Source organism: Salinactinospora qingdaonensis (assembly GCF_039539445.1).
In the GTDB taxonomy this organism is placed as follows: Bacteria; Actinomycetota; Actinomycetes; order Streptosporangiales; family Streptosporangiaceae; genus Salinactinospora; species Salinactinospora qingdaonensis.
In genome coordinates this window covers 257986-276036 of the sequence record NZ_BAABDD010000003.1, presented here as the reverse complement: position 1 = coordinate 276036, position 18051 = coordinate 257986, and the positions used below count along the sequence as shown (strand labels likewise).

Genomic DNA, 18051 nt, shown 5'->3' with positions numbered 1-18051 from the left:
CGTTGGTGGGTTGTTGTGGTGTGGTGGGGTTTTTGTCGCGATCGTTTCGTGGTTTCGGCAGCTTCTGGGGGCCGTTGGTGGGTTGTTGTGGTGTGGTGGGGTTTTTGTCGCGATCGTTTCGTGGTTTCGGCAGCTTCTGGGGGCCGTTGGTGGGTTGTTGTGGTGTGGTGGGGTTTTTGTCGCGATCGTTTCGTGGTTTCGGTGGTTTCTGGGGGCCGTTGGTGTGTTGTTGGTGGCTGGGGCCGGTGGCGATAGTTCGCAGTGCTACCTCGGTGCGTCTCCCTGGGGCGCGGCCCCAGGCTGCCGAGCGAGCGAAGCGAGGGAGCGCATAGCGGCGCGAAACCTTTTCCGCTCCCCGAATATGCGCGGGATTCAGTTCTCGCGCCTCGGCCGCGCGACGGAAGACGGCCCGCTCCCTGCGTACACGCGAGACCCGGTCATGCCGGCCCGGAAGCCGGCGCTCCTCTCGTATGAGGGGAAAGACATAGCGGGGCGGGCGCTGTCGCAGCGCGGGCGGCTATTCGCCGGTGAAGTGGGGGGAGCGTTTTTCGAGGAAGGCGTTCGTCCCCTCCGTATGGTCGGCGGTGGACAGCAGCGTGGCCAGCCCGCCACGCTCGTGGGCCAGCCCTTGCGTCAGGCCGGTCTCCTCGGCGGTGCGCAGTGCCGACTTGGCGACCATGGTGGCGGCGGGGCTGAACCGTGCCATCTCGACTGCGGTGGCCACGCCGGCGTGGACGACGCGCTCGCGCGGAACGACCTCGTGAACCAGTCCCCACTGCCACGCCGTCCACGCGCTGACCGGTTGGGCCAGCAGCACGACCTCGGCAGCCCGATAGCGTCCGGTCACGCGCCCCCACCGCTGGGTACCGCCGGCCCCCGGGATGATGCCTAAGCGGATCTCAGGCTGGCCGAACATCGCGGAGTCGGCGGCTACGACGAGGTCGCACAGCAGCGCCAGCTCGCAGCCCCCGCCCAGCACGGGGCCGGCGGCAGCGGCGACGAGCGGCTTGGGGAAGTCGGTGAACCGTTGCCACAGCGCGCGTCGGCGTGACCGCAGGTAGGCGATGGGGGCGGTGTCGCGCAGTTCGCGGATGTCGGCACCGGAGGCGAAGACGCGCGTGCCGCCGGTGACGACCACGGCACGCACCTGCGGATCGGCGTCGGCGCGGTCCAACCCCGCCGCCAGTTCCTCCAACGTCTGGCTGGTGAGGGCGTTGCGCTGGGCGGGGCGGTCGATGCGCAGTACGAGGACGTCGTCGCGTCGTTCGTGGACGACGGCGGGTTCGCTGGTCATAGCGGATCTCCTGCCGGATTGGGGTGGGAGGTGGGCTTGACTGTCACATACGACTCGGTATGTTTGAGCAACATACTACGAAGTATGACGTGGCGGTGGGGGCTCTCCCCGGGGCGGCCCGGCGACACCCCACGGAAACCCCCATCGAGGAGAGGAAACGCCGTGGCAGTGATCTGGGGACCCACGTTCGACGAGGACGAAGCCGCATGGGTGGCACGTGCGCGGGAACTCGCCCGGAGCCGGTTCGCGCCCCTGGCAGCCGAACTCGACCGCGACCAGCGCTACCCGTGGGAGAACGTGGCCGCGCTGAACGAAAGCGGCCTGGCCGGCCTGCTCGTGCCCACCGAATACGGCGGCGCGGGCGGCTCCCTCACGCTGGTCTGCGGCGTCATCGAGGTGATCTCCACGGCGTGCGCCTCCACCGGCGCCATCCTCAACGCCTGCGCCCTGGGCGCCTACCCGCTGTTGCTGGCCGGCACGCCGCAGCAGCGCGAGCACTACCTCGGCGGCATGACCGCCGGCCGGGCCGTGAGCTTCGCCCTCACCGAGGAGGGCGTGGGCAGCGACGCCGCCGCCATCCGCGCCACGGCCGAGCCAGAGGGGGAGGGCTACCGGCTCCGCGGCGAGAAGATCTACATCGGCAACGGCGGTGCTTCTCAGACCTATGTCGTCTTCGCACGCACCGACCCCGAGGCGGGCAGCCGCGGCATCACCGCTTTCCTCGTCGACAAGGACGCCCCCGGCGTCGTCATCGACCACTACGAGGACAAGATGGGCATCCGGGGCACGCTCACCAGCAACCTCAAACTCGACACCCACGTGCCCCGCGACAGCGTCCTCGGCGAGCCCGGCCGCGGGTTGAAGCTGGCGCTACAGACCCTCAACGCCGGCCGCATCAGCGTCGCCGCTCAATCCACCGGCCTGGGCCTGGCCGCCTACGAGACCGCGAGCGCCGAAGCGGTGCGCCGCGCCACCTTCGGCCGGCCCATCATCGACAACCAGGGCATCTCCTTCCCGCTGGCCGACGTGGCCACCGACCTCACCGCGGCGCGCATGCTCACCTTCACCGCCGCGCGCGCGTTCGACGCCGGCGACGCCGCCGCCACGCTGGGCGCCATGGCCAAGCTCCACGCCAGCGAGGCCGCGCACCGGGCGGCCGACGTCGCCGTCCAGGTCCACGGCGGCGCGGGCTACTGCAAGCCCAACCTCGCCGAGCGGCTCTACCGCGACCAGCGAATCCTCCAGATCTACGAGGGGTCCTCCGAGATCCAGCGGCTGGTCATCGGGCGTGCCGTGGCCGACGAAGCCGCTCTCCGCTAGCCCAGCCGCCCCGCCCGACCCGACCACACCCGAGCCAGCAACGGGGTACGCGATGACCGCACGACCATGGGATTCCTGCGAGACCTGGCCCCGCGACAAGATCCGGGAGCACCAGCGCGTCGCCATGCGTGACCAGCTCGAACGGGTCTACGCTCGCAGTGCCTACTACCGGCGGGTCTGGGACGCGCTGGGCTTCTCCCCCGGCGACGTCGGCGACCTCGACGACCTGGCCGCCCTGCCGATCACCACCAAGCGCGACTACCAGACCGCGCTGACCCACGATCCACCCTGGGGCAGCGCCCTCGCACTCGCCCCCGAGCAGGTGCGCCGCGTCCACTTCTCCTCGGGGACCACCGCCGCCCCCACCCCGGTGTGCTGGAGCGCCTACGACCTCGACCGCTGGGCCGACCTGTACGCGCGCGGCGCCCACAGCCAAGGCGTGCACGACGGCGACGTCTACCAGTGCCTGTTCAGCTACGCCTGGTTCGTCGGCGGCCTGGGCGTGACCAGCGCCTACACCCGCCTCGGCGCCACGGTGATCCCCGGCGGCAGCGCCGACACCCAGCGCCAGATCGACACCCTGTTCCACTACGGCACCACCGCCGTCGGCGGCACCCCGTCCTTCCTGCTGCACCTGGCCGAGACCGCCGCCGAAGCCGGCCGGCCGCTGCACGAGTCCAGGGTGCGCACGGTGATGACCGGGGGAGAGCCGGGCGGCCAGCTCGCCGGCACGCGCGCCCGGCTCGAACACGAGTGGGGCGCCCGCGTCTACGACGGCTACGGCAGCCTGGAATTCCAGCCCATCGCCTGGGAGTGCGCCGAGCAGGCGGGCGCCCACCTGGCCGAGGACTTCCTCTACGCCGAAGTCCTCGACCCCGACACCCACCGGCCCGTCCCCGACGGCACCGCCGGCGTGCTCGTACTGACCCACCTGGACAAGCGGGCGTGCCCGCTCGTGCGGTGGTGGACCGGCGACATCGTCGTCCGCGACTCCCGGCCCTGCCCCTGCTCGCGCACCCACGCCCGCCTGGTCGGGGGCGTGCGGGGCCGTACCGACGACATGCTCGTCGTCCGCGGCGTGAACCTCTTCCCCAGCGCGGTGGAGGACATCGTCCGCCGCACTCCGGGCGCCACCGGCGAGTTTCGGATCGTCGTCGACCCCGATGTCACCGACCCCGAGACCGGCTACCTCACCGGCATCAAACTGCGCGTCGAAGCGCTGCCCGAGACTCACCGGCGGCTGCGCGGCGAACTGGCCGCCGCCATCCGCGCCGAACTGACGGTGCGCGCCCTGGTCGAGCCGCTCCACCCCGGCGAACTGCCACGCACCACCCACAAGGCACGGCGGGTCGTCCGCACGCCGTGACCCCCCGGCAAAGGAGATCGCTTGTCCCACGAAGCTTTTCTGGTCGGCGGCGTGCGCACCCCGCACGGCCGTTACGGCGGCAGCCTGCGCGAGGTGCGCCTCGTCGACCTCGGCGGGATCGCCGGCGCCGCCGTCATGCAGCGCGCCGGACTGGACCCGGCCCTGGTCGAGGAGGTGGTGGTCGCCAACTGCCGCCAAGCCGGCAACGGCCCCAACCCGGGGCGCCAGATCAGCCTGCGCGCCGGCGTCCCCGAAGCGGTGCCCGCCCAGACCATCAACATGGCCTGCGCCTCCGGGCTGAAGGCCGTGGCCATGGCCAGCCACGCCGTGGCCACCGGCGAGGTGGCCACCGCTCTGGCGGTCGCGGCCGAGAGCATGAGCACGATGCCCTACCTGGCTTCGCACCAGTTGCGCTGGCAGGGAATGCGGCGCGGCGACATCACCCTCGCCGACGGCTGGCAAGACGGCGGCACCGACCCCGTGTGTGGGCTCACCATGGGCCAGACCGCCGAGAACATCGCCGCCGACCACGACATCAGCCGCGCCGACCAGGACGCATGGGCGCTGCGCAGCCAGCAGCGGGCCGCCGAGGCGTGGCGTGCGGGGCGCTTCGCCGAGGAGGTCGTCGCCGTCCCCCACGGCGACGGCGTCTTGGAACGCGACGAGACCTACCGCGACACCACCGCCGAGAAGCTGGCCAAGCTCGCACCGGCCTTCGCCGCCCAGGGCACGGTCACAGCGGGCAACTCCAGCCAGATGGCCGACGGCGCCGCGGCCGTCGTCGTGGCCGGCGGCGACACCGTCCGCGCCCACGGGTTGCGCCCCTGGGCGCGGCTGCGCTCCTTCGCCGCCGTGGGTGTCGACCCCAGCCGGATGGGTGTCGGGCCGGTGGCGGCCATCCCGCCGGCCTTGCGGCGCGCGGGGCTCACCGTCGACGACGTGGACCTGTTCGAGATCAACGAGGCCTTCGCCGCGCAGATCGTCCACAACGTCCGGCAGTTGAAGCTGTCAGAGGACCGGGTCAACGTCAACGGCGGCGGCATCGCGCTGGGCCACCCCACCGGCCAAAGCGGCGCCCGCATCGTCGTGTCGCTGCTGCACGAGCTGGCCCGCCGCGGCCAGCGCCTCGGAGTGGCCAGCCTGTGCGTCGGCGGCGGCCAAGGCGTGGCCGCCGTCATCGAACGGGTCGACCCGTGACCGGCCGACACCGCGCGACCGGGCCGCGGGGGAGCGATCGGCAAGGCGCCGCTGTGGTGCCGCCGTGTCCGGCGTTGCAGGCGCCCCCGCGCCTGGCCACCGTGCGGGCCGGATCGGAACAGTCGATCCCGCCTCGCGGCAACGCGCCGGTCCCGCCGCCTATGACACGCCCTACTCCCCAGTGGGGACAGTCGTCGCGCCTCGCCCCCCGAGGCGCGGAGGCGGCCACGCCGCGCCGCCAGGGTCCCCCTCCCTCGGCCGAAACGAGGGGACTGCCTTGTGCGGGGCGGGTGCTCTGGTTCGCCGGCGGTTCCGTCGGCAGCGGTCGTTTTGAACAAGCGGCCCGGGAGGGTCGGCCGATCCTCGCTTCCGTGACGGCTCCACCGGCCGGGCATCCCGTTTCCCCGCCGGCTGGCCAGCCCGGCCTGGGGGCTCGCCCACCCCGCCAGGGCGGGTGCTACCGCCGATCCGAACCAGCGCGGGGGCGGGCCGTCGCCTCGGCGGCCACGCACCCTCTCCCGCCCCGCCCCGCAGGACCGCGAATCCTCCCCCGCCCCACGGCCGGGGCCACCAACCAACGTACGGAGATCCGATGAGCACGCTCTTGGCAACACCCGTGACGGTCATCGGCCTTGGCGCCATGGGGCGGGGCATCGCGCGAGCATTCGCCGGCCACGGTGCCCGGGTCACTGTGGTCGACGCCGACCCGGAAGCCACCCGCGACGGCCACCGCCAGACCCTGGACGAGGCGGCCGGCGACGGCGAACCCGTCGAGCTGACCGCCGCCCCCGACCTGGCCACGGCCGTGGCCGGCGCCGCCCTTGTCATCGAGGCGGTTGTGGAGGACATGGCGGCCAAGAAGGACCTCCTGGCCACCGTCTCGGGCGCCGCCCCCGCTGAAGCGGTCGTGGCGACCAACACCTCGTCACTGAGCATCGGCGAGATGGCCCGCGCACTGGAGGCACCCCACCGCTTCGTCGGCATGCACTTCTTCAACCCGCCCACCCGGATGCGTCTCGTTGAACTCGTCCGCGGCGCCCACACCGACGACCGCACCGTGGCGCTGGCCGGCGAATGGGTGCGCGCCGTCGGCAAAACCCCCGTGGTCTGCGGTGACTCCCCCAACTTCGTGGTCAACCGGATCTGTCGGCCGCTGTACTACGAGGCCCAACTGCTGGTGACCCAAGGCGTTGAGCCGGCCACCGTGGACGCGGTCGCGCGGTGCGCGCTGGGCCACCGGATGGGGCCGCTGCAACTCCTCGACTTCACCGGCCTGCACACCCACCTGGCCTCCTCTGAGACGGCGCTGCGCGAGTTCGGCGAACCCCGCTACCGGCCCGTCCCGCTGACCCGCCGGCTCGTGCGCAGCGGGCTCACCGGCCGCGCCGCCGGCCGCGGCTTCTACGACTACACCGCCGAGAAACCCCGCGCGGCCTTCGACCGGGTCGTGCGCACCTCCCAGGAAGCGCCGGCGGGCACGATCCACCTTGCCGGCCCCGGCACGGAGGCGCTGCTGGGCAACGAGCGGCTGCGCACCGCCCGCGACGGCGCCGCCGAGACGGTCCTCTACTCGGCGCCGGTGGCCCTCACCGACGACGATCTGGCCGCCGTGGTGCGGCTGCGCGACTCCGGGCGCCGGGTCGTCGTCGACTCCTCCGACGGCCGCCTGATCGAGGACCTGCCGACCGGGGTGGAGTGGCTGCGGCTGCACGCCCGCCAGGACGAACCCGCCGCGGAGGTCGTCGAGGACACCGAGGCGGCCATCGCCCCGGGGGCGGGTGTGGCGGCCGTCGCCCGCGCGGTCGGCGCCGTCACGATCGCCGTCCCCGCCCTGCCCGGCCTGATCGCCGACCGGCTCCAGCACTGCCTGGTCAACGAGGCCGTGTTGCTGGTCGAGGAGGGCAACGCGAGTCCCGCCGACGTCGACACCGCGCTGCGCCTAGGCATGAACCACCCGGTCGGCCCCTTCGAATACCTCAACGAGCAGGGCGCCGGCCTGGTGTACCGGGGCGTGTGCCAACTGCTCGACGGGTTCGGCGACGCCCGCTACCGCCCCTGCCAACTGCTACGTCGCCGCGCGGCCGGGCAGCGGCGCCAATGAGTCGGCCACCGAAGTCCGCGAGGACCGTGTCCGTCCCATCGCCGCACGTGCCACGAGAGCCGGTCGGTTTTCCAGCGGCGCAGCCCCGGGCCGCAGCCGTGAGGTTAACCGCCCCCCGCCGCGCGATCCGGGCGAAACCCGCACAGCAAGGGCGGGAGACCTCGCCGGTGGGCGGCCTGCGAAGCGGGAACCAGCGGGAAACCGTGAGGAAGCACCGATCCACCGCGAGTGGAATCTCCCGGCTTTGGCCGAAAGGAGGCCAACGCATGTCCCTTCCCCACCGTGTGGACCTGGCCACGGCAGTGGAGCGCCACACCGCCGACGGCCAGACGGTCTACCTCGGCAACTTCGGGGCCCAACTGTTCTGTGTGGGCCACGAGCTGATCCGGCGCCGCCGCGGGCTGCACGCGGTCGTGCCCTCCGGCGGCATCCTGCTGGACCAGCTCATCGGCGCGGGCACCCTCGCTGCCGCGACCTTCGCCCACTGTTGGAGCCCCGTGGGACCTGCCCCCGCCTGGAACTTCCGCCGTGCCTACCAGCGCGACGGAGTCCACGGCGACACCGTCACCTGGCACGAGATGAGCCTGGGCGCGATCAATGCCGCGCTGACCGCCGCCGCGTGGCGGGTGCCGTTCATGCCGGTGCCCGCCGTCGCGGCGACCAGCTACCTCACCGAGGGGCTGGGGCAGGGGCGCTACGGCAGGGCCACCTCCGACTTCGGTGAGGCCACGGTGGTCGCCGCGCTGCGTCCCGACGTGGCTTTCCTCCACGCCGACGTGGCCGACCCGTGGGGCAACGCCCTGGTGCGCGCGCCCCTCGCCGACAGCGCGGTCGCAGCCCAAGCCGCCGGCGACGTCGTTCTCGTCGTCGAGGAGAGCGTCAGCGCCGCGCGGCTGCGCGAGCTGGGCGGCGGAAACCTGCCCGGCGCCCTCGTCTCGACCGTGGTCGTCGAGCCGGGCGCCGTGCGCCCCGACGGCGCCGCCGGCCGCTACGACCGCGACCTCGCCGCCTACCTGCACTACGCCGAAGCCGCGGCGAGCCCGGAGTCGTTCGCTCGCTGGCTGCACCGGGAGGTTCTTCAGTGACGTCTGCCCGCCCCCAACCAGCCCACCTGCCGGGGGCATTCCGCTGGCCGGCGGCCGTCCCACCCGCGCGGCGCCGAGACCCCCGGTCGACACCCCCTGCCGTGCCGGTCGTGCCGCACTCCTCGCGCCGCGGCGCGAGGGCCGTTCTCGGAGGTGAGCCATGAGCACCGACCCCGCGGTTCTGGGGTTCCTGGCGCACGCCAGCGAGTACTACGCCGACGGCGCCACCGTCTTCACCGGCTTCCACTGGCCCGTGCTCGCCGCCGAACTCGCCGCGCGGCTGCGCGGCGACCGGTTCACCCACTACTTCGAGGCCGGGGTGGCGTGCGGGGGTCAAGCCCGCCAGCTTGCCACCAGCACCACCGACTACGCCGCCTACCACGGCTCCCACGGCTTCTCCGGCGCTATGGCCGACGTGCTCTTCGGCCTCGCGCCCCGGTTCGACCTGGCCGTCCTCGACGCCGGCACTGTCGACATGGCCGGCCGCGTCAACGCCACCGCCGTGGGCGACCTCGCCGCCCCGCGCGTGCGGTTGCCCGGCGGCGGAGGCGCCGCCGACATCGCCGGCGGCGCCCGCGATCTGCTGCTCCTGCACGGCGGTCACGACCCGCGGCGGTTGCAGCGCCGTGTGGACCACGTGACCGCCGCCCCCGGCGAGAACACCCGCGTGCGGCTGCTCACCCGCTGGGGGCTGCTGCGGCTGGGCCGGCGACCGTACCTGCTTGAACGGTTCGACACGCCTGGCCACACCGCCTTCACCGAACAGTTAACCCACCTCGGCGTGGCCCACGAGGAGGCCCCCTGGGCCGCCCCCGTGGCGCCGACGGCCCTGCGCGCCGCCGAGCGGGTACTGATCGACGCGGCCCACCGCGGCTACGCGGTGGCGGCCCGCGCCCTGGCAACCGACAAGGACACCACTCATGACTGACACCCCGCACGAGCTGTCCGTGCTGCGCCACGAGGTCCGCGCCCTGCTCGACCAGTGGCGTGCCCAGGAGTGGTTCGTTCCCCGCTGCGACGCTTGGCTGCGCGGCTACGACCTCGACTTCTCCCGCGCACTGGCCGAGCGCGGTTGGATCGGCATCACCTGGCCCACCCGCCTCGGCGGCGGCGCCCGCTCCAACCTCGCGCGGCTGGTCGTCACTGAGGAACTGCTCATGGCCGGCGCCCCGGTCGCGGCGCACTGGATCTCCGACCGCCAGATCGGACCGGCGATCCTGCGCTATGGCAGCCCGCGCCTCCAGGAGGAGTTCCTGCCCGCGATCACCTCGGCCCAGGTCATGTTCTGTCTGGGGATGAGCGAGCCCGAAGCCGGCTCCGACCTCGCCGCGGTGCGCACCCGCGCCGAGCGCGTCGCCGGCGGCTGGCACGTCACCGGGACCAAGATCTGGACCAGCCAAGCCCACCGGTCGACCCACGCCTACGTGCTGGCGCGCACCGGTGCCGCCGACCCCAAACACGAGAATCTGACCGAGTTCGTCCTCGACCTGTCCGCCCCCGGGGTGACGGTGCGGCCCATCATCGACATGGCCGGCGAACACCACTTCAACGAGATGATCTTCGATGGGGTGTTCGTGCCCGAGCACTGGACCATCGGCGAGCCCGGAAACGGCTGGCACCAGGTCACCGAGCAGTTGGCCTTCGAGCGCGGCGGCCCCGAGCGCCTTCTCAGCACCTTCCCGCTGCTGCACACTCTCATCGACCGCACCGACCCGCAGGACCGGCACGCGCGGCGCACCGTTGGTCGCCTAGCGGCCCGCCTGCTCGTGCTGCGCCGCATGGCCTGGGAGATCGCCGCCGCCATGGACGCCGGCGCCGCCCCCGTGCACAAGGCGGCGATGCTCAAAGGCATGGGCACGACCTTCGAGCGCGAGGTCGTCGAGGCCGCCGGGGAACTGCTCGACACCGAACCCGACCCCACCGGGGCGGGCGCGGCCCGGCTGCTGGCCGACGGTGTCCTCGCCGCGCCGGGCTTCAGCATCCGCGGCGGCACGACAGAGATCCTCGCCACGATCGTGGCGCGAGAGGAGGTCCGTCGATGAGCGACAGCGACCTGCTGCGCGAGATCGCCGCCGACGTGCTCACCGGCGCCACCTCGGAGAACGACCCCACCGTGGTGCCCGACGTGTGGCCGCAGATGTGCGAGCTGGAGTGGCCCCTCATCGGTGTCGCCGAGGAGGACGGCGGCGCCGGCGGCACGCTGAACGACCTGCTGGTGCTAGTGGCCGCCACCGGAGAGCACACCGTGTCCGCGCCGCTGGCCGAGACCGCCCTGGCCCACCGGCTCCTGCCGCCCACCGGCGCCGCCCCCGAAACCGAACCGGAGGCGATCGCGACCGTGGCCCTGCCCAGCCCCGGCCGCCCCTGCCACTATCGGGAAACCCCTGAAGGGCTGCTGCTGGACGGGCACGTGGAACGGGTGCCCTGGGCCAGGCACGCCGACCGCGTGCTCGTGGTGCTCGACCGCCACGTCGCCGTGGTGACCACTCGGGCGGCGGGCTGGCAGGTGGCGACGGGCGAGAACCTCGCCGGCGAGCCCCGCGACACCGTCACGTTCACCCGCTGCACAGTGCCGTGGGCCGACGTGGTCGAGTCCCCGCTCGCCCCCGACGCCGTGCGGCGCCACGCCACGGTGCTGCGCTCGGCCCAACTCCTCGGCGCGCTGCGCGCCGCCGTGCGGATGACGACCGAACACGCCGGCGTACGCGAACAGTTCGGCCGCCCGCTGCGCGCCTTCCAAGCCGTGTCAGCCATGATCACCGAGGCCGCCGGCCGGCTCGCCGGGGCCGAGAGCGCCGTGTGGGCCGCCGCCAACCGGCTCGACCACCCCGACGCCGAGGTTGACGTGGCCGCCGCCCGCGTCTGGACCGGTGAGGCCGCCGGAGAGGTCGCCCGCCTCGCCCACCAGGTGCACGGCGCCATGGGGATCACCCGGGAGCACTCCCTGCACCACGCCACCCGGCGACTGTGGTCATGGCGCGCCGAATGGGGGACGGCCCACGAGTGCGGCGACCGGCTCGGCGCTACGGTGCTGCACGGCGGAGCCGACGAACTCCGGCGCCTCCTCACCGCCTCCGAACCGGGAAGGAACGACCTGTGACCAGCAACACCGGCAGCAGCCACACCCCCGACGGCGCCGTCACCACCGAATGGGCCACGCTGCGATTGCAGCGCCACCCCGACGGCGTGCGCGTGCTCACCCTCGCCAACGAGCGCAAACGCAACGCGATCAGCCTACAGATGCGCGACGACCTCGCCGCGTGCGTCGCCGACGTCAAGACCGACCCCGACGCGCGGGCCCTGGTGGTGACCGGCGCGGGGATCGCGTTCTGCGCCGGCGCCGACCTGCCCGAGGTCTTCGGCGGGCCGCAGCGCTCCGTCGCCCAGACCCGCGACCACCTCAAGCGGATCTACGACTCCTTCCTCGCGGTGAAGGACCTGGCGATCCCCACGCTGGCGGCGGTCAACGGCCACGCTGTCGGCGCGGGCGTCAACCTCGCGCTCGCCTGCGACATGCGGCTGGCCGGGCCGGACGCCACATTCGGCGTCACCTTCACCCGTATCGGGCTGCCCCCCGGCGGTGGCTGCACCTACTTCCTCGTGCGCGAGCTGGGCACCCAGCAGGCCATGCGGCTGCTGCTGAAAGGCGAGACCCTCGACGCCGAGCAGGCCCTGTCCTACGGCCTCACCTTGGGAACCTATGACGACCCGCTGGCCGAGGCGCTGGAGTTCGCCCACGGTATCGCCGCCCTCGACCCGCACCTGGTGCGCGACATCAAGGCCGGCGTCGCCCTGGCACAAGAGGGGCTGGAGCCGGTGCTGGCCCACGAGGCGTGGGCGCAGGCCGCCACGGCCGCCGACCCCGAGGTCCGCGACAAGCTCACCCGGCCCCGGCGCTGACCAGAACGGGAAAGCGGCGACGGCTCGGCCGTGCGCCACGGCGACGCCGGGACGGTGCTCTCGGTTGAGATTTAAGAGAGGTGATGGTCGGTGGACAACGGGTGCGCGGTGGAGGTGGCCACCTCGATCCGGTACGCGGAGGGGAGGTTCGTCGACATCCACTCCGCGCTCCCACCCCGGTCCGGTCACCTCCCATCGGCCGGGGCGATCGAGCTGACCTTCGGTGAGACGCCCGTCTTGACCCGGGACATGTGGGACGACATCACCCTGCTGTGGATCAACCTGGTCGGTGCCCTCACCGACCTGGTACACCACGGCAGGGGAGCGGCGCGCTTCCCCGACCAGCCCATGGTGTGCGTGCTGCGGCGCAGGGGCAACGGCTGGGTCCGGGTGTCGGTCGAGGACGGCGGCCCGGAGCCGCTGACGGCGTCATCGGCGTTGGAGAGCGACCTGCTCGCCTGCCTGCGCCGGGAGGGGCCGGCGATCCTGCGTCGGCTCGGCGCCCTGGACCCCGACGGTGAGGGATGGGCGGACGAGGCCATCGCGGAGTTGGAGTCGCTGCCGCCCACTGGCCGGTGCTGACCTGCCCCGCAGGGCGGGAGCGCGCACCGGCCGAGGAGCCCGTCCCCCGCGGCCGGGCGAAGGGAGCCTCGACGGGGGCGTGTCATGCGGACGGTGGGGTGAGGGCGCCGTGCGGGGGTTCTCGCCGCTCGTCCCTCGATCGCTCCGCGATCTCGGCAGCCAGGGGGTGGGCTGTGGTTGGGGAGGCGCCTTGACCCGCCAGCCCCCCGGCGGTGTCGCCACCTCCCACGGCCCCTGAACTATAGGACCGCCCCTCCACCCCGGCGGCTACCTGTACGGGCTCGCACCACTGCCGGTTGTCCGTCGCTTCATGGACAGCGGCGTTGTCCTGTTGGGGTTGCGCTCATCGGCCGGCGCCGCCCTAGCCCCGCGGTCCCTGCGAGCCGCCGGGATCGCGAAGCGATCGGGGAGGGAGCGAACGAGGAACACCCTTGACCACCGCGTCTGCTTCCAGGCCCTGCCCGCGCGCAGGGAACCGCGAGCGGCTTATAGCGGTGGGGCACTCCCGCGTGCGGGAGTGCCCCACCGCTTGCTCCGCCACGGGCGTCGACGCCGTGGCGCTACCTGATCTGCGGCTCCGGCGACGCTGCCCCGCCGTGTGCCGGCGTCTCCTCATCGGGGGGCGATGCGCACGCCGCGCAGGAGTTGGGCGTTGAGAGCGACGACGATGGTGGACAGGCTCATCACGATCGCGCCGACCGCGGGCGGGAGCACGAACCCGACCGGCGCCAAAACGCCGGCGGCCAGCGGGACGGCGACGACGTTGTAGCCGGCCGCCCACCCCAGGTTCTGCCACATCTTGCGGTAGCCGGCCGTGGACAGCGTGCGTACCGCCACCACGCCCCGGGGGTCGTCGGAGGCGAGGACCACTCCGGCCGACTCGATCGCGACGTCGGTTCCCGCGCCGATGGCGATGCCGACGTCGGCGCGCGCCAGAGCGGGGGCGTCGTTGACCCCGTCACCGACCATGGCGACCCGGCCGCCGCGCGACTGTAGGTCCCGCACGACCCGTTCCTTGGCCTCGGGCAGCACCTCGGCGAAGACCTCGTCGATACCCAGTTGGGTCGCCACCGCGTTGGCGACACTGCGGGCGTCCCCGGTGACCATGGCCACCCGCGTCCCCGCATCGTGCAGGGACCGCACCGCCTCGTAGGATTCCGGACGGATCTCGTCGGCCAGCCCCACGGCGCCGATGACCTGCTCGTCGGCTAGCACGTGCAGCACCGTCACTCCGCGCTGCCGCCACTGGCGGGTACGTTCGGCCAGCGATCCCGGCTCGCTCACGCCCAGTTCGGCCAGCAGCGCCGGCCCGCCCACGTGGACCGTCGTACCGCCCACCTCGGCGCGCACGCCGCGCCCGGTCAGCGAGGTGAACCCCGACGCCTGCCCCAACTCGCCGCGTTCCCGGGCGGCGTTGACGATAGCTCGGGCCAGGGGGTGCTCAGAATCCGACTCGGCCGCGCCGGCCAGCGCGAGAACCCGAGCCTCCTCGTGGCCGTCGGCTGCGGCGACGTCGGTCACCGCTGGAGTGCCCCGGGTCAGGGTGCCGGTCTTGTCGAAAAGCACGGTGTCGACGCTCCGCGTACGCTCCAGGGCGAGACGGTCCTTGACCAGAATGCCCGACTTGGCGGCCAGCGCTGTGGAGATCGCGATGACCAGCGGAATCGCCAGGCCCAGCGCGTGCGGGCAGGCAATCACCAGCACGGTCACCGTGCGCTCCACCGCGCCACCCACGCCGTCGACCACCGCCCAGAGCGCGAACGTCACACCCCCGACGACAAGCGCGAGCCAGAACAGCAGTGCCGCCGCCCGGTCGGCCAGGCTCTGGGCCCGCGATCGGGAGCTTTGCGCTTCCTCGACGAGCCGTCGGATACCGGCGAGCGTGGTGTCCTCGCCCACCGCCTCGACCCGGATACGGATCGCGGAGTCGCTGGCCACCGTCCCTGCGGTCACCCGGTCGCCCTCGCCTCGGCCGACGGTTCGCGACTCGCCGGTGATCATCGACTCGTCCATCGCGGCCCGTCCGGAGACGACGGTGGCATCGGCCGGCACCCGGCCACCGGAACGCACCAACACCGTGTCGCCGACGTTGAGCTCCGCGATGCTCACCTCGTGAACCTCGCCGTCGTCGGTGAGGCGTTCGGCGGTGTCGGGCAGCAGTTCGGCCAGCGCCTCCAGCGCGCCCGACGCCTGCCCGAGTGCGCGCATCTCCAGCCAATGCCCCAGCAGCATGATGACCACCAGCAGGACCAGCTCCCACCAGAAGTCCAGCGTCATGGACCCCACGCCCAGCGTGCTCGCCAGGCTGGCGGCGAAGGCCACCGAGATGGCCAGCGTCACCAGGGTCATCATTCCGGGACTCCGCGAGCGCAGCTCGCCGGCCGCTCCGGTGAGGAAAGGCCAGCCGCCGTAGCCGAAGACCACCGTGCCCAGGACCGGGGGTATCCAGGCCAGCCACGTCGGTACGGCGTAGCCGAACCATCCCGAGATCATGGGGCTGGTCAGCACCACGGGGAGGGCCAGTACCAGGCTCAACCAGAACCGGGAGCGGAACGCCGCGGCGTGGTCGCCATGCCCGCCGTGGTGGTTGTGCCCTGCGTGCCCGGCGTGGTGGTTGGGTCCGCCGTTCTCGTGGTGGGCGTGCCCCGCCGCTCGTTGCCCGTGCCGATCCTGGCGCGGCGCTTCGGCGGGGTGGTCGGTGTCAGTATCCACAGCGACCTCCTTCGCGTTTCGACGCCCCCAAATATACCCCCTGGGGGTATGTATATGGAAGACTTCCGCGGTTCACGACCGGAGACGAAAGGCCGCGGTGTTGTGTCGCTACTCGCTGGAGCGGTCGACACTCCCGCGAACGGCTCGGTAGTGGATTCCCACTACCAGTGCTGTCACGACCAGCCCCAGAGCGGCGTTGACGAAGAGACCGAGCGCGGCGGACCCCTCCCCTGAGACGCGCAGCACGTCGGCATGCAGTTGCTGGTTGAGGCTCAACAGCGCCACGAAAATTCCCCCGAGCATCCCCAGGGCCGACCACGAACGCACGAAGACGTTGAGCCAACGCCCGGTCACCAGCCCTACGGCGAACCGCACGAGCGTGGCCACGGCGCCCAGCACCAGCGGTATCCCGATCGGGTTGTAGCGCCACGAGGCCGCCAGGTCGCCGCGCATCGCGGCCCACACCGACCGGGTGCCACCGCACGTGGGGCTCATGATCCCCAGGTGGTGCGCCGGACCGTGGAGGTCCACCGGCGGTAGCCCGAAGACGGCCATGAGCCCGCCGGCCACCAGCCCACCCACGGCGAGCACCGTCAGCCAGCGGTGTCCGTCCTTCGCGCTCACCCGTACCCCGATCGGCGCTTTCGGGAGGGTTATCTCCTTGTCTGGCCTCACCGTGCCTGCCTCGTTCCCGATAGCGTTACGTGGTTTCGCTGGACAGCCAAGACCCGCCGGAAGGCGTCCCGGCCCTGTATTCCGGCCCACGGCGAGGACGTGCCCGCGGGGGACACGCCGCTCACGGGTTTCATCATCACGATCCTCTTGGGGCGGGGGCGTGCCCCCGCGGGCACGCCCCCGTGGCGATCACCAGCCCTGGAAGGTGGTCCCTTCGTCGGTGGAGCGACGCACCTGATGGTCGGCCACCACGATGAGCTGCTCCGCATCGGCGTGCAGGGCGTGGGGCTGTCCGTCGAGAGAGCCGGTGGAGGTCCACGTCGTGCCGGCGTCGTCGCTACGGTGGATCTTTCCCTCCACCGTCACCCCGTACACCGAGTCCGTTCCCGCAACCCAGTCGACCAGCGCCAAGAGTGGCGCGTCCTCGACCGGTGCGAACTCGCCGCCACCGTCGGTGGAACGCATCGGCCCCCGCTCAGTGGTGGCCACGATGGTTCGCCCGTCGTCCGACAGCGCCAGGGACACCGGTTGTAGCCCGCCGGCGAGCGTCTCCCACGCGGTACCGTCGTCACTGGCCCGCAGGCGGCCGTCGAACCCCACGATGCGCTCCTCGGAGGCTGCCAAGGAGTGGAAATCCGAGGCTCCCGCCAGCGACAGCGCCTGCCAACTCTCGCCGCCGTCGCGGGACTCGATCAGCCCCACGGGGTTGGGCATGTCGGTCCCAGGACCGGGGTGTCCGCTGGCCACGAGCCGCCCGGGGCCGGCGACGGCGAAGCCCATAAGGTCGATGGTCGGTCCCACCTGCTCGGGCGCCGCCTTCTTGTCTCCGCCCGGAGGGGGCACGACGAACAGTCCCGCGTGGGTGGCGACGAGCACCTCGCCCGTGTCGGGCTCGACCGCCACCCCGTGTACGTGTGCCGCCTCCTCGGGCAGCGTGACGCCTTGAGTCGACTCCGTGGCACTGGTGGGAGCCGATTCGGAAGTCCCCGAGGAGCCCGGAGGCTGAGTCTCCTCCTCACCGGCCGGCGTCGCACCGCACGCCACGGACAGCGCCACAACGCCTGCCGCGCCCACCGTCCGTAGCGGCCCTGCCCACCTGCTTCGCCGTCTGTCGCGGTCGCTTACAGCCCCTCCGCCGCGGGCGGAGAACAGCCTGTTCGCGAGCGTGCCCGCAGGTGCCGAAAACGCGTTGTCGTGTTCCCTCATGGGTGGATCGATCCCTCTCAACGGCGCTGCCGGCTCGCGGCGCGCCGCGGTCGTCATCACTGGGTGAACAAACCGTGAGCGGACGTGAGGAAGCGCCGTCCCCGCGCCCGAAGGGCATCTAGATCCGCAACACCTGGAGCTTCGCCAGACACGGTGGAGCCGGCGGGGCGACATGGCACGCCGCTCGCCATAGCCAGGGCGGCGGTCGCACCGGCCCACCCGGCCGGGGAACCAGCGCCGGGGGAGCCACCCCCAGCAGCACAAACGCCATTCCGGCCAGCGCCAGACACACCGATGTGGGATCGAGCGACAACAGTTCGAGCGTGGCCTCCGAGGAAACGGGGTCGGTGTGCGTGACCACAGAGGCGGCAACGGTTTCCTGCCGATCGGTTTCCTGGAGGTGGCCCAGCGTGTGCATGGCGCCGATCCCCAGCGCGAGCGCCACCAGCAGCACGAGCCGCACCCCCACCATGGCTGGTGCGGTGGCGTGCTCCGCCGCTTCAGTGCTCACGGGTGCATACTAGCTCGCCACAAGCCGCTGCCGAGGCCGGGGCACCACCTCCGCGACCGTCCAGGACGGCCCACCGCGATGGGTACCCCCTGGCGGTATCCG

The 18051-nt window shown here is 72.6% G+C and carries 15 protein-coding genes; 10 read left to right on the top strand and 5 right to left on the bottom strand.

Annotated elements, in window-relative coordinates; all coding sequences use genetic code 11:
- Positions 1-517: 517 nt before the first annotated feature.
- Positions 518-1294 (bottom strand): enoyl-CoA hydratase-related protein, encoded by a 777-nt coding sequence (locus ABD848_RS05160; RefSeq protein ID WP_344967836.1) that lies wholly within the window; start codon positions 1292-1294, stop codon positions 518-520.
- 162 nt (positions 1295-1456) lie between these two features.
- Here ABD848_RS05160 and ABD848_RS05155 point away from each other — a divergent pair, with 162 nt between their 5' ends.
- From ABD848_RS05155 to ABD848_RS05110, 10 genes are all read left to right on the top strand, one after another.
- A complete protein-coding gene (locus ABD848_RS05155) occupies positions 1457-2614 on the top strand; it encodes an acyl-CoA dehydrogenase family protein (protein WP_344967834.1) in 1158 nt (385 codons plus the stop codon).
- A gap of 52 nt (positions 2615-2666) precedes the next feature.
- A complete protein-coding gene (locus tag ABD848_RS05150) occupies positions 2667-3980 on the top strand; it encodes a phenylacetate--CoA ligase family protein (protein ID WP_344967832.1) in 1314 nt (437 codons plus the stop codon).
- A 21-nt stretch (positions 3981-4001) separates the two neighbouring features.
- On the top strand, positions 4002-5177 hold the full coding sequence (locus tag ABD848_RS05145; protein ID WP_344967830.1) for a thiolase family protein: 1176 nt from the start codon (positions 4002-4004) through the stop codon (positions 5175-5177).
- A 592-nt stretch (positions 5178-5769) separates the two neighbouring features.
- Positions 5770-7278, top strand: a complete 1509-nt coding sequence (locus ABD848_RS05140) for a 3-hydroxyacyl-CoA dehydrogenase (protein WP_344967828.1) — start codon at positions 5770-5772, stop codon at positions 7276-7278.
- A 266-nt stretch (positions 7279-7544) separates the two neighbouring features.
- Positions 7545-8363 carry a CoA-transferase gene (locus tag ABD848_RS05135; protein ID WP_344967826.1) on the top strand — a complete coding sequence of 273 codons (819 nt, stop codon included), beginning with the start codon at positions 7545-7547 and terminating at the stop codon, positions 8361-8363.
- 160 nt (positions 8364-8523) lie between these two features.
- Positions 8524-9291 (top strand): CoA-transferase, encoded by a 768-nt coding sequence (locus ABD848_RS05130; RefSeq protein WP_344967824.1) that lies wholly within the window; start codon positions 8524-8526, stop codon positions 9289-9291.
- Positions 9284-10405 (top strand): acyl-CoA dehydrogenase family protein, encoded by a 1122-nt coding sequence (locus ABD848_RS05125; RefSeq protein WP_344967822.1) that lies wholly within the window; start codon positions 9284-9286, stop codon positions 10403-10405. Before ABD848_RS05130 ends, ABD848_RS05125 begins: the two co-directional genes overlap by 8 nt.
- Positions 10402-11463, top strand: coding sequence for an acyl-CoA dehydrogenase (locus tag ABD848_RS05120; RefSeq protein ID WP_344967820.1), 1062 nt, complete (start codon positions 10402-10404; stop codon positions 11461-11463). Before ABD848_RS05125 ends, ABD848_RS05120 begins: the two co-directional genes overlap by 4 nt.
- Positions 11460-12263, top strand: a complete 804-nt coding sequence (locus tag ABD848_RS05115) for an enoyl-CoA hydratase-related protein (protein WP_344967818.1) — start codon at positions 11460-11462, stop codon at positions 12261-12263. Before ABD848_RS05120 ends, ABD848_RS05115 begins: the two co-directional genes overlap by 4 nt.
- Positions 12264-12353: 90 nt before the next feature.
- Positions 12354-12845 (top strand): hypothetical protein, encoded by a 492-nt coding sequence (locus tag ABD848_RS05110; RefSeq protein ID WP_344967816.1) that lies wholly within the window; start codon positions 12354-12356, stop codon positions 12843-12845.
- A gap of 612 nt (positions 12846-13457) precedes the next feature.
- Here the strand turns inward: ABD848_RS05110 and ABD848_RS05105 are convergent.
- The 4 genes from ABD848_RS05105 to ABD848_RS05090 all read right to left on the bottom strand — a co-directional run bounded on the left by ABD848_RS05105 (position 13458) and on the right by ABD848_RS05090 (position 17949).
- The gene (locus ABD848_RS05105) at positions 13458-15557 is read right to left on the bottom strand and encodes a heavy metal translocating P-type ATPase (RefSeq protein WP_425567435.1); all 2100 of its coding nucleotides are present in this window, start codon (positions 15555-15557) and stop codon (positions 13458-13460) included.
- Positions 15558-15665: 108 nt separating this feature from the next.
- Positions 15666-16181 carry a DUF2752 domain-containing protein gene (locus ABD848_RS05100; protein WP_344967814.1) on the bottom strand — a complete coding sequence of 172 codons (516 nt, stop codon included), beginning with the start codon at positions 16179-16181 and terminating at the stop codon, positions 15666-15668.
- A 240-nt stretch (positions 16182-16421) separates the two neighbouring features.
- On the bottom strand, positions 16422-17306 hold the full coding sequence (locus ABD848_RS05095; RefSeq protein ID WP_344967812.1) for a F510_1955 family glycosylhydrolase: 885 nt from the start codon (positions 17304-17306) through the stop codon (positions 16422-16424).
- Between the two features lie 250 nt (positions 17307-17556).
- On the bottom strand, positions 17557-17949 hold the full coding sequence (locus ABD848_RS05090) for a hypothetical protein (protein ID WP_344967810.1): 393 nt from the start codon (positions 17947-17949) through the stop codon (positions 17557-17559).
- Between the last annotated feature and the right edge of the window lie 102 nt (positions 17950-18051).